This window comes from Pseudoclavibacter terrae, assembly GCF_008831075.1.
Lineage (GTDB): Bacteria > Actinomycetota > Actinomycetes > Actinomycetales > Microbacteriaceae > Pseudoclavibacter > Pseudoclavibacter terrae.
Genome location: NZ_WBJX01000004.1, coordinates 113,289 through 127,047, shown reverse-complemented (window position 1 = coordinate 127,047; position 13,759 = coordinate 113,289). Strand labels below are relative to the sequence as shown.

Below are 13,759 nucleotides of genomic sequence, written 5' to 3'. Positions count from 1 at the left end.
GAATGTCCGCGGGCTTCGGTGGCAGGCCATCTCGCTTCGGGCGCATGTGAACCCGAACCTGTGCCAGCCGTGGCCCAGTCCATGCCACGTGGACGCGTCAGCGCGCGGCGTGTCGAGGGTGAAAAATGCGGCAGATACCGTGATCTCGCGCGGAAGTGCGGGCTGCAGCCGAACATTTTTCGATAGCCAGCCGCCTGGCTGTTTTTCCAGACCAAATATGCACTACCATGGACCTCGATGGTTTCGCTCTCTGTCGCAACTATCGTCGCTCTGCAGCAATCAACCCCCCCTGAACGCTGCATGAGCTGAGGCGCTCGGATATCCCCCTGTCCGGGCGCCTCTTCAATTCTCCTGCGACCCCGGTCCGGTGCGGCGCGACTTCGTCGTCGCCTGCCCTGTGCACAGTGGCCCATGCACAGCCGCGACATCGATCGAACTCGACGGTCTCTGGCGTTCGTACGCTTCGTGCATGGCACACGGCTCAGCTCTTGAAACGACATCAGGCCAGCGCTTCGTCGCTCGTCCGGCCTCGCAGCGTGCGGCCTCGCTGCCGTTGCCGCCGCGCACCGCGGAGAGTGTTCCGCGATCCGTTCGGACATTGACGCGAGGTCAGGCCGACGCGTTCGGTCCCCTGGCGATGTACGTCGCCGACGGCGACGTCACCGCCCTCTTCGTCAACGGCACCGACGGGCTCTTCGTCGATCGAGGCAGCGGTGCCGAGCGGGAGGATTCCTGGGTGGCGCCGAGCGAGCGGGTGCTGCGTGAACTGGCCGTCCGTATCGTCGCTGCAGGCGGCAGGCACCTCGACGAGTCCGCGCCGTGCGTCGACGTGCGCATCGCCGACGGCATCCGCGTGCACGCCGTCCTGCCGCCGGTGTCGATCTCCGGCACGCTCCTCTCCATTCGGGCGCCGAGAGTCCGCCAGCTCACCATCGAACAGCTCGACCGGCAGGCGTTCTTCTCCCCTGGCGCGGAGGAGCTCGTGAGGGAAGCGGTGCGGGCTCGCGCCAACGTGCTCATCACCGGCGCCGGCGGAAGCGGGAAGACGACGTTCCTCTCCGCGATCCTCTCGGAGTCAGACCCCCGCGACCGCATCGTCGTGATCGAGGACGTCGCAGAGCTCCGCATCGCGCATCCCCACAGCGTCTCGCTCGAGGCGAGACAGGCGAACATCGAGGGTGCAGGGAGCGTGCCGCTCGAACGCCTCGTCCGCGAGTCGCTGCGGATGCGCCCGGACAGGCTCGTGCTCGGCGAATGTCGCGGTGCCGAACTCCGGGAGCTCCTGGCCGCGCTCAACACGGGACACGACGGTGGCGCTGGGACGCTCCACGCGAACTCCCTCGCCGATGTGCCCTCGCGCCTCGAGGCGCTCGGCGCGCTTGCCGGCATGACGCAGGATGCGGTCGCCAGGCAGACCGTGAGCGCGATCGACCTCGTCATGCACGTGGAGCGCTCGTCCGTCGGGCACCGGCGGCTCGCCGACATCGGGGAGTTCTGCCTCGATGAGGCCGGACGCCTGGCGATCGCATCGGTCCTGCGTCGGGCATCGGGCCAGGCGGAGAACGTCACGACCCTCTCGCATGCCACCACCGGTGCGGCTGATGTCGGCCACGGGGATGGTAGCCGGCACGATCCCGGTCACCGGAGTCTCGGCCGGCGATGACCCAGCATGAGGTCGACGCTGCGGAGCGCACCGCGGCGGTCGTCGAGCGACTCGCGGCCCTGCTCGCAGGCGGCACGACGTCGGATTCTGCGTGGCAGCACGTCGCGAGCTTCGCTGCCTCCGAGGAATCGCCGAGGCTCGGACGAACCGGCTGGAGGCGGCGCGCATCGTGGGTGGAAGCCAGGCTGCGCGTGGGGATTCCTCGGCCCGCGCGGTGGCGCGCCGGCGCCGACGATCCCGTCGAGCTCACCATCGCGAGAGGCGTGCGCGCTGGCGAGCGAGTCGGCACGATGCTCCGGGAGCGCGAGGAGCCGAGCTGGCGAGCCCTCGGGTGCGCCTGGTCCCTCGCCGAGAGCACGGGAGCCCCGCTTGCCCGGGGTCTCGGCGAGCTGGCCCAGACGTTCCGCGACTTCGGCGCCTCCGAACGGGAGGTCCAACTCGCGCTCGCGGGCCCGAGCAGCGCCGCACGGCTCGTCATGGCGTTGCCCGCCGTCGGAATCCTTCTCGGGCTCGCGCTCGGCTTCGACAGCCTCGGCATGCTCTTCGGGACCCCGATCGGCCTCGCCTGCCTTGGGGGAGGGGCCGCCCTCATGGTCACCGCGCACGTCTGGAACAGGGCACTCATCGCAGCGGCGTCACGACGAGAGCAGCTGCCCGGCCTCGCCATGGACCTGACGGCACTCGGGATGCTGGGAGGCACATCCGTCGCCGCCGTCCGCCCACTGGTGCAGCGCGCGCTCGACGACGCGGCGCTCGGTACCGGTCGGCATTCCACGGCGCGAACGGGCCTCGGCGGCGGGCGCGTCGACCGGGTGCTGGAGCTCGCCCGCGAGGCCGGGGTGCCCGCCGCATCCCTCTTGCGCAGCGAAGCCGCGCTCGAGCGACGCGACGCCCGCGCCGCATCGAGCAAGAAGGCGGCCGAACTCGGCGTGCGACTCATGCTGCCGCTCGGCCTGTGCGTGCTCCCGGCCTTTCTCCTGCTCGGCGTCGCTCCGCTCATCCTCGCCGTCGTGACCCAGACCATCTCGCGGCTCTGAGCCGCCCGAGACGCCCGTGCCGCATTCGAACCGTCGATACGCAATAAGAGAGGTACACCCATGTTCCAGATCACGACCTTCGGCGACGCATCCCGCGGCCCGCTGAGCAGACTCCGGCAGCGGATGCGCGAGGACGAGGGGGCGGCGACAGCCGAGTACGCGATCGCGACGATGGCAGCCGTCGCGTTCGCGGGGCTCCTCGTCGTCATCATGCAGAGCGATGAGGTCAAGGGCTTGCTCGAGAACATCATCCGCACCGCACTCACGCTGGACGAATGATGCGCCGGGTGCCCCGATGGCTCCCGCCCGCGAGCTCGCAACGTGGGTCGGCGACGGCGGAGTTCGCCATCGCGGCACCCGTGGTCGTCCTCCTGCTCGCCTTCTGCCTGACGGGACTGCAGGGCGTCGTCGTGCAGATCCGGTTGCAGGATGCCGTCGCCGACGCTGTCAGGCTCGTGGCACGTGGAGACGACGAGGCCATCGCTCGCGAGCACGTGCATTCGCTCGTACCCGACGCGGAACTCGAGATCAGCCGGCCAGACGGCCTCGTCTGTGCGCGCGCATCCACGCCACTCGTCCTCGGCGAGCGCGTACTCCCCGTGGACATCGGCGCCCGCGCCTGCGCCCTCGGCGGCGGACGATGAGCGCCGAGGCGTCGGCACCTCCCCGAAACCTGGGCGGAGAACGAGGCGCCGGTGGAGTTGTCATGCTGGCGGTCTCGCTCCTTCTCCTTGCGCTCACCGTCGGAGCCGTCAACGTGCTGTCGGCATTCCCCGCCAAGCAGACAGCACACGCCGCGGCCGACGCCGGCGCCCTCGCCGCCGCCGACGTCGCGTCAGGGCTGAAGTCGGGCGATCCGTGCGAGGAAGCCGCCCGTGTCGTCACCGCGAACGGCGCCTCGCTCGAGGCCTGCACGATCAGCGGCCGTGAGGCCGTTGTGCGAGTTCGTGTAGAGTCCGGCCCGTTCGTCTTTTCGGAACCATCGAGGGCAGGACCGCCACCTCGCTGAGAAGCCGTGAAGCGGAGCCGCCGGCAGTCGGAGGCCTTCCGCCCAGCCACCCCGTCCATATAATGACGCCCACGGGTGGCAACAGCCCCCACATAACTCCGGCCAGCCGGAATCGTCGTGCGAAAGCACGCAGACCCATCCAAGGAACGCTTGTGTCAGGCAGCAACACACTGGTCATCGTCGAGTCGCCGACCAAAGTGAAGAGCATCTCGCAGTATCTCGGTGATGACTACACCGTGCTCGCCAGCGTCGGACACATCCGCGACCTCATCGAGCCCAAGAACCTCCCGCCCGAACTCAAGAAGGGCTCCCTCGGGAAGTTCAGCGTCGACGTCGACAACGGCTTCGAGCCGTACTACGTGGTCTCCGACCAGAAGAAGAAGACCGTCGCCGAGCTCAAGCGGGCGCTCAAGGACGCCGACGAGCTCATCCTCGCAACTGATGAGGACCGCGAAGGGGAGGCCATCGCCTGGCACCTCCTGCAGGTCCTCCAGCCGAAGGTCCCCGTCAAGCGCATGGTGTTCCACGAGATCACCCGCGAGGCGATCGAAGCCGCGAAGGACCGCACACGAGACATCGACGTGCACCTCGTCGACGCGCAGGAGACCAGGCGCATCCTCGACCGCCTCTACGGCTACGAGGTGTCGCCCGTGCTGTGGCGCAAGGTCGGCCCCGGGCTCTCCGCCGGCCGCGTGCAGTCAGCCGCGACACGCCTCATCGTCGACCGCGAGCGCGAGCGTCTCGCATTCGTGAAGGCCAGCTACTGGGGTGTCGAAGCCCGCTTCGCGCCAGAGCAGGGCAAGGACGGCTCGGCGTTCGTCGCCCGTCTGACGAAGCTCGACGGCGAGCGCGTCGCCACCGGACGCGACTTCGACGACCACGGTGTGCTCAAGAACTCCTCCGTGATCCTCGGCGAAGCCGAGGCGACCACCATGACCGTGCAGCTCACGGCCGGCACGGTCCCCGTCACGGTGTCCTCCGTCGAGTCCAAGCCGTACACTCGACGCCCCGCCGCGCCGTTCACGACCTCGACCCTGCAGCAGGAGGCCGCCCGCAAGCTGCGCTTCACTGCACGGCAGACGATGAGCGTCGCCCAGTCGCTGTACGAGAACGGCTACATCACGTACATGCGTACCGACTCCTCGTCGCTGTCGTCGCAGGCGCTCAATGCTGCGCGCACGCAGGCCGCCAAGCTCTACGGAGCCGAGACGGTTCCATCGGCGCCTCGCCTCTACGGCTCGAAGTCGAAGAACGCGCAGGAAGCGCACGAGGCCGTCAGGCCCGCCGGGTCCACGTTCGCGCTGCCGAGCGAGCTTCGACCCAAGCTGAGCCCCAACGACTTCAAGCTGTACGACCTCATCTGGAAGCGCACCATCGCCTCGCAGATGGCTGACGCCAAGGGCCAGACGGCGACCGTCACGATCGACGCCTCGCCCATCGACGTCTCCGATGCGCAGGGCACCGTCACCAGCCGCGTCGCCGAGTTCCAGGCGTCCGGCACCGTCATCACCTTCCGCGGCTTCCTCGCCGCCTACGAGGAAGGGAAAGACGAGGCGCGCGACGACTCGACCACAGCAGAAGCGAAGCTGCCGCCGCTCACCAAGGGGCAGAAGCTCGACCCGGAGACGGCAGACGCGAAGAGCCACGAGACCAGCCCGCCCCCGCGCTACACGGAGGCGAGCCTCGTCAAGACGCTCGACGAGCTCGGCATCGGCCGCCCGTCGACGTACGCGTCCATCATCTCCACCATCATCGACCGCGGATACGTCGCCCCGCGCGGCAGCGCGCTCGTCCCCAGCTGGACGGCATTCTCCGTCGTGCGCCTCCTCGAAGAGCACTTCCACGACCTCGTCGAGTACAACTTCACGGCGCAGATGGAAGGCGACCTCGACCGCATCGCCGCAGGCACCGAGCAGCGCAACGACTGGCTGCGCGGGTTCTACTTCGGAACCGACGACCACAAGGGGCTCCGCGGCGTCATCGACAACCTCGGCGAGATCGATGCGCGAGAGATCAACTCGACCCCGCTCGCCGACGGCATCGTCCTGCGCATCGGACGCTACGGCCCCTATCTCGAGGTCGCTCCCGAGACCGAGGGCGAGACCCCGCGGCGCGTCAACGTCCCCGAGGACCTGGCTCCAGACGAGCTGACGGCGGAGAAGGCCGTCGAGCTCGTCGAAGCGCCCATCCAGACGGATCGCGTGCTCGGCGTCGTCCCCGAAACCGGCAAGCGCATCGTCGTGAAGGACGGCCGCTTCGGCCCGTACGTGACCGAGGCTCCGTCTGAGGCCGAGGAAGCCGCCGCTGAAGCTGAGGCCAAGGCGAAGGCCCTCGCGGAGGAAGCCGAAGCGAAGGCAGCCGCTGCCGAGGGTCGTCCGGTCAAGAAGCCGCGCGCCAAAAAGGCCGCCGCCGCCGAGAAGCCACGCACGGCGTCCCTCTTCAAATCGATGATCCCAGAGCAGGTCACCTACGAGCAGGCGATCGGGCTGCTCGAGCTGCCCAGGGTGGTCGGCGTCGACGCCGAGACGGGTGCCGAGATCACGGCCCAGAACGGCCGGTACGGGCCGTACCTGAAGAAGGGCACCGACACGCGGTCCCTCACGAGCGAGGACGAGATCTTCACCGTCACGCTCGAGGCCGCCAACGAGCTCTTCGCCCAGCCCAAGTACGGGGCACGCACGACGAAGGCGGCCATCAAGGAGTTCGAAGCCGACCCCGTGAGCGGCAAGCCGATCAAGATCAAGGACGGTCGCTTCGGCCCGTACGTCACCGACGGCGAGACCAACGTGACCGTGTCACGCGGCGCCAACCCGGAGGACGTCACGTTCGAGGAAGCCGTGCAGATGCTCGCCGACAAGCGCGCCAAGGGTCCGGTGAAACGCAAGACCACGGCAGCGAAGAAGCCCGCAGCGAAGAAGCCCGCCGCCAAGAAGCCAGCCGCCTCCAAGGCAGCAGCGACGAAGACGACGGCAGCGAAGAAGCCTGCCGCGAAGCGCGCGCCAGCCAAGAAGCCTGCGGCCAAGGCCAGCGGGGCAGCAAGCAGCGAATGACGGGCCTCTTCATCACGCTCGAGGGCGGCGACGGCGCGGGCAAATCAACGCACTCGGCCCTGCTCGAAGACTGGCTGGCAGGCCTCGGGCAGACCGTCGTGCGCACGCGCGAACCCGGCGGCACCGACCTCGGCGCCGACATCCGCGAGCTCGTGCTGCACCGCAAGGGACACATGGATGCCCGAGCCGAGGCGCTCCTGTACGCCGCCGACCGTGCACACCACATCGCAACCGTCGTCCGGCCAGCGCTCGAGCGCGGCGACATCGTCGTGCAGGACCGCTACCTCGACTCCTCCATCGCCTACCAGGGCAGGGGCCGCGAGCTCGGTGCCGACGAGGTCAGGGACCTCTCGCTGTGGGCCTCGCGCGGCCTGCTCCCCGACCTCACCGTGCTCTTCGACCTCGATCCGGAAGAGGGGCGCAGACGCATCGGCGCGACCCGCGGCACCTACGACCGGCTCGAAGCCGAATCGAAGGACTTCCACGACGCCGTCCGATCCGCCTTCCTCGGCCTTGCCTCCGCCGAGCCGGACAGATTCCTCGTGATCGACGCGACCCAACCCCGAGAGCGTGTGGCCGAGCGCATCCGCACCCGCGTCGCCGAGCTCCTCGAGCGGCGCCCGGTCGGCGCGTAGCCATGACCGTCTGGGACGACCTCTCCGGTCAGGACGACGCGATCGCCCTGTTCTCGAACGCGGCGAAGGCCTCCAAGCGCGGGGCAGTGGACACGAGCGGCATGACGAACTCGTGGCTCATCACCGGCCCACCCGGTTCCGGTCGAAGCAACATGGGCTACGCCTTCGCGGCGGCACTGCTGTGCCCGAACGACGGATGCGGCGTATGCCCGTCCTGCGTGCAGGTGCGCGCCCGCTCGCACCCCGACCTCACGGCCGTCGTCACGGAAACCGTGCAGCTCGACATCAAGACGGCACGCGAACTCGTCGAGCGCGCATCCATGTCGCCGATGACCGGGCGCTATCGGGTCATCCTCGTCGAAGACGCCGACCGCATGGTCGCACGCACCTCGAACACGCTGCTCAAGGCCATCGAAGAGCCACCGGAGTCGACCGTGTGGGTGCTCTGCGCGCCCAGCGAGGCCGACCTGCTGCCCACGATCCGCTCACGCGTCCGCAGCGTGCGGCTTCGGGTGCCGGAAGTCCGAGACGTCGCCGGACTGCTCGTGCGTCGCGACGGCATCGAACCGGAAATCGCCCTGCGGGCCGCACGCGAGGCGCAGAGCCACGTCGGCATGGCCAAGCGACTTGCCACGAGCGAAGAGGCGTGGGGCCGCCGCGACGCGTCCCTCGACGGCCTGCTCGACATTCGCACCACCGGTGACGCGGTGCGGAAGGCCGCGCAACTCGTCGCCATCGCCGACGAGGACGCCACCGCGAACGCGGCAGACCGCGACGACAAGGAGCGGGCAGCCGCATTCCGGTCCCTCGGGCTCACCCCGGGGCAGGCAGTGCCGAGGCAGCTGCGCGGACAGATCCGCGAACTCGAAGAGCATCAGAAGCGCAGAGCCAAGCGCGGTCAGGTCGACGCGATCGATCGCATCCTGACCGACTCGGTCTCCCTGCTGCGAGACCTGCTCATGCTGCAGCTCGCACTCCCGGTCGAGCTCGTCAACGAGCACCGACGGCGCGAACTGGAATCCGCAACCAGCTCCCGCAGCTCCGACGACGTGCTCACGAGCATCGACGCGGCGAGCAGAGCCAGAGCACGACTCGCCGCAAACGTTCCCGTGGCGCTTGTCCTCGAGGCATTCTTGATCAGCTGGACGACGAAGCAGCAGGGAGCATCATGACCAGACCCACCACTCGTCGCGCGACGACGCGCAGCATCCGCGCCTCGCTCCTCACCGGCGCAGCCGTCTTCCTGCTCAGCGGATGCACGCTCGTCACGACGCTTGCAGGCGGAGGCTCCGGCGGGGGCGGCGGGCAGGCGGAGGACGTCGACGTCATCCCGACCGGCCTCGACCCCAGCATCCAGACCTTCTACGAGCAGGACCTCGGCTGGGACGAGTGCGGCAGCGGTCTCGAATGCGCAACCGCGGAAGCTCCCATGAACTGGGCAGACGGGACCTCGGAGCAGATCGAACTCGCCATGGTGAAGGTACCCGCATCGAGCGGCAACCCGATCGGGACGATCTTCACCAACCCCGGCGGCCCCGGCGCATCCGGAGTCTCGTTCGTGCGCGACAGCGCCCAGTATGTCTTCACGCCGGAGCTCATGGAGGACTTCGACATCGTGGGCTGGGACCCGCGGGGCGTGGGCGAATCGAGCGCGGTCGAGTGCCGGGACGACGCCGGCATGGACGAGTGGTTCTACGGCGTCGACGAGGACCTCGACCCGGACACCGCGACCGACGAGCAGATCATCGCCGAGGTCACCGCGAACTCGAAGGAGTTCGCCGACGACTGCCTCGAGAACACGGGAGCGCTCCTCGAGTTCGTCGACACGAAGAGCACCGTGCAGGACCTCGACCTGCTGCGCGCGCTCGTCGGCGACCCCAAGGTCAACTACTTCGGGTTCTCCTACGGCACCGACATCGGCGCGCAGTACATCGACATGTTCCCGGAAACCGTCGGCCGCGTCGTGCTCGACGGCGCCACGGACCCGACGCTGTCGACGTTCGAGGTGGTGCTCGCCCAGCAGGGCGCCTTCGGAGAGGCCACCCGCACCTACCTCGAAGACTGCCTGACCACGACGAGCTGCCCGTTCACCGGCACCGTCGACGAGGCGATCGCGAAGATCAACACCCTCATGGCAGAGGCCGACGACACCCTCCCCGTGAACGCAGACGGCCGCAAGCTCACAAGCGGCGTCATCGACACGGCCATCAGCTCGGCCCTCTACAACGACCAGAGCTGGCCGTACCTGAGCGACGCATTCGCCACCTTCGAGACAGCAGGCGACCCCGCAGGCTTCTTCGCGCTCAGCGACTCCTACTACGGACGCGGGCCAGACGGCACATACGCCGACAACATGTTCGAGGCCTTCACCGCCATCAACTGCCTCGACTACCCCGTCGAGACCGACCCGGCCAAGATCGCCGACTTCAACCGACAGATCGCAGAGTCGACCCCGATCGGCATTCCGGGACCCGAAGCGCTCGGCGACACGACCTGCCAGCAGTGGGCATTCCCATCCACGAACGAGCTCGCACCCGTCACGGGTGCAGGAGCCGACCCCGTCCTCGTCATCGGCACGACGGGCGACCCAGCCACGCCGTACGCGTGGGCGGAAGCCGTGACCGAGCAGCTCGAGTCGGCCACGCTGCTCACCTTCGAGGGCGAAGGGCACCTCGCCTACACGCAGGGCGACAGCTGCATCACCGGAGCTGTCGACGCCTACTTCATCGACGGCACCGTGCCCGCCGAAGGGCTGGTCTGCTGACCGCGACACCCCGATGTGCACTTGAGCAAAGTGTGCGTTATGCTTTGGTGTCGAGTTCAGCACCCCAGGGAGCTGAGCTGCAGGCAGGCCGCCTTAGCTCAGTCGGCAGAGCGATTCACTCGTAATGAATAGGTCGCGAGTTCGATTCTCGCAGGCGGCCCCATCGCCCCTCCGCACTTCGGTGCGGAGGGGCTCTTGTCTTCCCGGTCACCCCGCCTCCCGTACGCTGAGCAGATGCTCGAGCGCAGGCACCACCTCCCCGATCAGCATCCGCCACTCGCGTTCCCGGCGCTGCGGAGCCCGGTGCACCAGCTGGGACCCGGCGAGCCGTTCGACTTCTCGCGACGGGTCGCCGTCATGGCGATCGTCAACCGCACCCCCGACTCCTTCTACGACGACGGGGCGACATTCGGTCTCCAGAGCGCGGTGGATGCGGTGCTCGCCGCTGAGCGCGCAGGCGCCGACATCGTCGACATCGGCGGGCAGCCGTTCGCTCCAGGGGAAGAGCTCTCGGAGGCGGATGAGATCGCCAGGGTCGTTCCGGTGATCCGCGCTGTCCGCGAGCGCACGGGCGTGCCGATCTCCGCGGAGACGTACCGTGCGCGCGTCGCGGAGGCCTGCATCGAGGCGGGCGCGGGCATCATCAACGACACGAGCGGCCTCCGCGATGAGGACCTCGCGAGAGTCGTGGCGGCCTCCGGCGTGCAGCTCGTCATCACGCACAGCGTCGCGGCGCCGAGGGCGGAGCTCACGCGCCCGCACTACGACGATGTCGTCGGCGAGGTGCGGGCGTTCCTCGAAGCACGCGCCGAACGTGCCCTCGAACTCGGCGTCGGTGAAGAGCAGCTCATCATCGACCCCGGGCATGACCTCAACAAGAACACCATGCACACGCTCGAGCTGACCAGGCGCTTCGACGAGATCTCATCGATCGGCTTCCCCACGCTCGCCGCCGTCTCCAACAAGGACTTCATCGGGGAGACCCTCGATCGGGAGAAGCGGAACCGGGTCGCGGGCTCCCTTGCATCCGCCGTCGCGTGCATCCTGCTCGGCGCTCGCATCGTCCGCATGCACAACGTGCCAGAAGCTGTGGATGCGACGAGGATGACCGAAGCGATTCTCGGGCTCCGCGCTCCCGCCTACACCCGCCACAACCTGTAGCGCGCACCCCGCTCGCATCCAACTCACCACTGCCGCGCACATCGGCGTGGCATGCTCTCACCATGAACGCTCCATCCGCGGCGATCCGCTCGCTGCTCGGCCCAGCAGGCGAGCACGGGTGGCTCGACGACGAGCAGCTGCTCGCCCACTACGCCTACCCCGCGAACGGCGCGTTCCGATTGAACTTCGTCGCGAGCGTCGACGGCGCCGCCGTGGGCGGCGACGGCCGGTCGGGGAGCCTCGGCACGGCAGCCGACCATCGGGTCTTCGAGCTGCTGCGTCGCCTCGCCGACCTCGTGCTCGTCGGCGCAGGCACGCTCCGAGACGAGGGATACGTCGGCCTGCGCGTCTCCGAGGCCTCTGTCGCGTGGCGTGAAGCGCGGGGACGGCCGGCGCACCCGACGCTCGGCATCGTCTCGAGCCGCCTGGCCCTCGACCCCAAGCACGAGATGTTCGCGGACGCACCCGTTCCGCCGATCGTCGTCACCCCGGTCTCCGACCCGGAACGGCTCGCACCCTTCCGTGAGGTCGCGACCGTGCTGACCGTGCCGGAGCATCCGGACCGCCCAGGAACCCTCGACGTCACCGAGCTGCGCGCCATGCTGCGAGAGATCGGCCACACCGAGGTGCTCTGCGAGGGTGGGCCTTCGCTGTTCGGCGAGATCAACGCGCAGGGTGCGTTCGACGAGCTCTGCCTCACCGTGTCGCCCGTGCTCGTGGGCGGGCCGGAAGGGCGCATCGCGCACTCGGAGACCCTCGCGCAGCATCCGCTGGCTCTCGCTGGGGTCCTCGAAAGCGATCACACGCTGCTGCTCCACTACCGGCGCTCGGCCGGGCTCAGCTGACCCGATCTCGAGATCGCACTGCGCAACCGGCGGCCCGGGTCGCGTGCGGGACGTCAGGCGGCACGCACCCGAGCGCTGGCTAGACTGGCAGCTTGGCGCGGCGTCACGAGACGCGGATCGCCCAGGTTCCATTCGGAGGTGACATGGCCGGCTCAGGCAGCGCGCGCACGCGGCGCCCAGGTGCTGGCCGCCTGATCGGCTTCGCCCTCGCGGGCGTCCTCGCGCTCGGTGCAGGGTTCGCCGCGGGCGGAGGCGGCTTCGCCGTCGCGGCCCCTGCCTTCGCGGGCGAGGCCCATGAGCTCGGCCCGAAGACACTCGGTGCCGTCCGGGAGACCCCCGTCGAGGCCCCCGCGGCAGAGCCCGTCCGCACATGCTCCATCGAAGACGTCGCCAGTGCCGGCGCCGCACTCGACTTCCACGGTGTCGTCGTCGACACCCAGAGCGGCGAGACGGTCTACGAACGGAAGGCGACGGATGCGGTGCCGACGGCCTCCGTCATGAAGCTCCTCACGACGACTGCCGCGATCGAGGTGCTCGGCCCCGACTTCCGCATCCCGACCCGCGTCTACGCAGGCAGCGAGCCCGGAAGCGTCGTCATCGTCGGCGGGGGCGACGTGACGCTCGCCTCGACCGATACCGGCGCGGCCAGCTACTACTCCGGCGCCACGGCGACGCTCGCCGACCTCGCCGCGCAGACCCGGACGGCATGGGCGAACGACCCGAGCCTCTCCGGCACCGCGCTCACGCAGGTGCTCGTCGACGAGTCGGCGTTCAGCGGCGCCGAATGGCAGCCGTCCTGGTCGCAGGCCGACCGCACGGACGGCTACATCAGCCCCATCTCCGCGCTCATGGTCGACGGCGGACGCCAGGACCCGGCGAGCCTCGTCTCGCCCCGCACGGAGGATCCGAGCGGGGCCGCGGCCGCCGCGTTCGCCACGAGGCTCGGCGCCTCGACCACGGGCGCGAACGGGTCTGCGCCGGACGGCGCCAAGCTGCTCGGCGAGGTCTGGTCCCAACCCGTCTCCGAACTCGTGCACTACGCGCTCATCGACAGCGACAACAACGTCGCCGAGATGCTCGCGCGTCTCGTGGCGATCGAACAGGGCGTCGGAACGGACTTCGGCGCCATCCAGGACTCGACGAGCAAGGCGCTCACGACGCTGGGCCTCGACACGAGCGGACTCGTGCTCGCTGACGGGTCCGGCCTCTCCGCCGACAACCGTGTGCCTCCCGAGCTGGTCGCAGAGCTCCTCCAGACCATCTCGCAGCCCGACGTCGCCGCCTCCCAGCTGCTCGACGACCTCCCCGCGTCAGGCCAGACGGGCACCCTGCAATCGAGGCTCACTCCGCTCGGAGTGCCCCAGGGGGCGATCACCGCGAAGACCGGCTGGATCAACGAGGTCTACGGCCTGGCCGGATACCTGACCGCCGCCGACGGCAGCAGGCTCACGTTCGCGTTCTTCGTCGTCGGTGCCGTCACCCCCGCGAACCGCGACGCGCTCGACACCATCGCCGCGCGCACCTACTCGTGCGGAGCGTCCCTCGCCAACTGGTGACGTCCGCCGGGCGCGATCCGGGTGCGCCTGGCCCATCCA

General features: G+C 69.2%; 12 protein-coding genes and 1 tRNA gene. All 13 read left to right on the top strand.

From position 1 onward, the window contains the following. Positions 1-469 precede the first annotated feature (469 nt). Positions 470-1,663 carry a TadA family conjugal transfer-associated ATPase gene (locus F8O03_RS12380; protein WP_151424129.1) on the top strand — a complete coding sequence of 398 codons (1,194 nt, stop codon included), beginning with the start codon at positions 470-472 and terminating at the stop codon, positions 1,661-1,663. After that, positions 1,660-2,700 carry a type II secretion system F family protein gene (locus F8O03_RS12375; protein ID WP_151424128.1) on the top strand — a complete coding sequence of 347 codons (1,041 nt, stop codon included), beginning with the start codon at positions 1,660-1,662 and terminating at the stop codon, positions 2,698-2,700. Before F8O03_RS12380 ends, F8O03_RS12375 begins: the two co-directional genes overlap by 4 nt. A 60-nt stretch (positions 2,701-2,760) precedes the next feature. Continuing rightward, positions 2,761-2,979: a DUF4244 domain-containing protein gene (locus F8O03_RS12370; protein ID WP_151424127.1), complete on the top strand. Its 219-nt coding sequence runs from the start codon at positions 2,761-2,763 to the stop codon at positions 2,977-2,979. A gap of 8 nt (positions 2,980-2,987) precedes the next feature. Continuing rightward, positions 2,988-3,344, top strand: a complete 357-nt coding sequence (locus F8O03_RS12365) for a TadE family type IV pilus minor pilin (RefSeq protein WP_244296252.1) — start codon at positions 2,988-2,990, stop codon at positions 3,342-3,344. Next, the gene (locus F8O03_RS12360; RefSeq protein WP_151424126.1) at positions 3,341-3,709 is read left to right on the top strand and encodes an Rv3654c family TadE-like protein; all 369 of its coding nucleotides are present in this window, start codon (positions 3,341-3,343) and stop codon (positions 3,707-3,709) included. Before F8O03_RS12365 ends, F8O03_RS12360 begins: the two co-directional genes overlap by 4 nt. 152 nt (positions 3,710-3,861) lie before the next feature. Continuing rightward, positions 3,862-6,759, top strand: coding sequence for a type I DNA topoisomerase (topA, locus tag F8O03_RS12355; RefSeq protein ID WP_244296250.1), 2,898 nt, complete (start codon positions 3,862-3,864; stop codon positions 6,757-6,759). Further along, the gene (gene tmk, locus F8O03_RS12350; RefSeq protein ID WP_151424125.1) at positions 6,756-7,394 is read left to right on the top strand and encodes a dTMP kinase; all 639 of its coding nucleotides are present in this window, start codon (positions 6,756-6,758) and stop codon (positions 7,392-7,394) included. The genes topA and tmk overlap by 4 nt, the downstream gene beginning before the upstream one ends. 2 nt (positions 7,395-7,396) lie before the next feature. Beyond that, positions 7,397-8,566: a DNA polymerase III subunit delta' gene (locus tag F8O03_RS12345; RefSeq protein WP_151424124.1), complete on the top strand. Its 1,170-nt coding sequence runs from the start codon at positions 7,397-7,399 to the stop codon at positions 8,564-8,566. After that, positions 8,563-10,158, top strand: a complete 1,596-nt coding sequence (locus tag F8O03_RS12340) for an alpha/beta hydrolase (RefSeq protein ID WP_151424123.1) — start codon at positions 8,563-8,565, stop codon at positions 10,156-10,158. Before F8O03_RS12345 ends, F8O03_RS12340 begins: the two co-directional genes overlap by 4 nt. Before the next feature lie 87 nt (positions 10,159-10,245). Next, positions 10,246-10,321, top strand: a tRNA-Thr gene (locus F8O03_RS12335). A 71-nt stretch (positions 10,322-10,392) separates the two neighbouring features. Beyond that, positions 10,393-11,319 (top strand): dihydropteroate synthase, encoded by a 927-nt coding sequence (gene folP / locus F8O03_RS12330; RefSeq protein ID WP_151424122.1) that lies wholly within the window; start codon positions 10,393-10,395, stop codon positions 11,317-11,319. 62 nt (positions 11,320-11,381) lie between these two features. After that, entirely contained in the window at positions 11,382-12,164 is a 783-nt protein-coding gene (locus F8O03_RS12325) for a dihydrofolate reductase family protein (RefSeq protein ID WP_151424121.1), read from the top strand. A 92-nt stretch (positions 12,165-12,256) separates the two neighbouring features. Then, positions 12,257-13,720: a D-alanyl-D-alanine carboxypeptidase/D-alanyl-D-alanine endopeptidase gene (dacB, locus tag F8O03_RS12320; protein WP_167516565.1), complete on the top strand. Its 1,464-nt coding sequence runs from the start codon at positions 12,257-12,259 to the stop codon at positions 13,718-13,720. Positions 13,721-13,759 lie beyond the last annotated feature (39 nt).

Bases quoted from the DNA above. Each gene is read 5' to 3' on its own strand.
- F8O03_RS12360 (WP_151424126.1), top strand. From the start codon at position 3,341: ATGAGCGCCGAGGCGTCGGCACCTCCCCGAAACCTGGGCGGAGAACGA.
- tmk (WP_151424125.1), top strand. From the start codon at position 6,756: ATGACGGGCCTCTTCATCACGCTCGAGGGCGGCGACGGCGCGGGCAAA.
- folP (WP_151424122.1), top strand. From the start codon at position 10,393: ATGCTCGAGCGCAGGCACCACCTCCCCGATCAGCATCCGCCACTCGCG.
- F8O03_RS12340 (WP_151424123.1), top strand. From the start codon at position 8,563: ATGACCAGACCCACCACTCGTCGCGCGACGACGCGCAGCATCCGCGCC.
- F8O03_RS12380 (WP_151424129.1), top strand. From the start codon at position 470: ATGGCACACGGCTCAGCTCTTGAAACGACATCAGGCCAGCGCTTCGTC.
- F8O03_RS12370 (WP_151424127.1), top strand. From the start codon at position 2,761: ATGTTCCAGATCACGACCTTCGGCGACGCATCCCGCGGCCCGCTGAGC.
- F8O03_RS12375 (WP_151424128.1), top strand. From the start codon at position 1,660: ATGACCCAGCATGAGGTCGACGCTGCGGAGCGCACCGCGGCGGTCGTC.
- F8O03_RS12345 (WP_151424124.1), top strand. From the start codon at position 7,397: ATGACCGTCTGGGACGACCTCTCCGGTCAGGACGACGCGATCGCCCTG.
- F8O03_RS12325 (WP_151424121.1), top strand. From the start codon at position 11,382: ATGAACGCTCCATCCGCGGCGATCCGCTCGCTGCTCGGCCCAGCAGGC.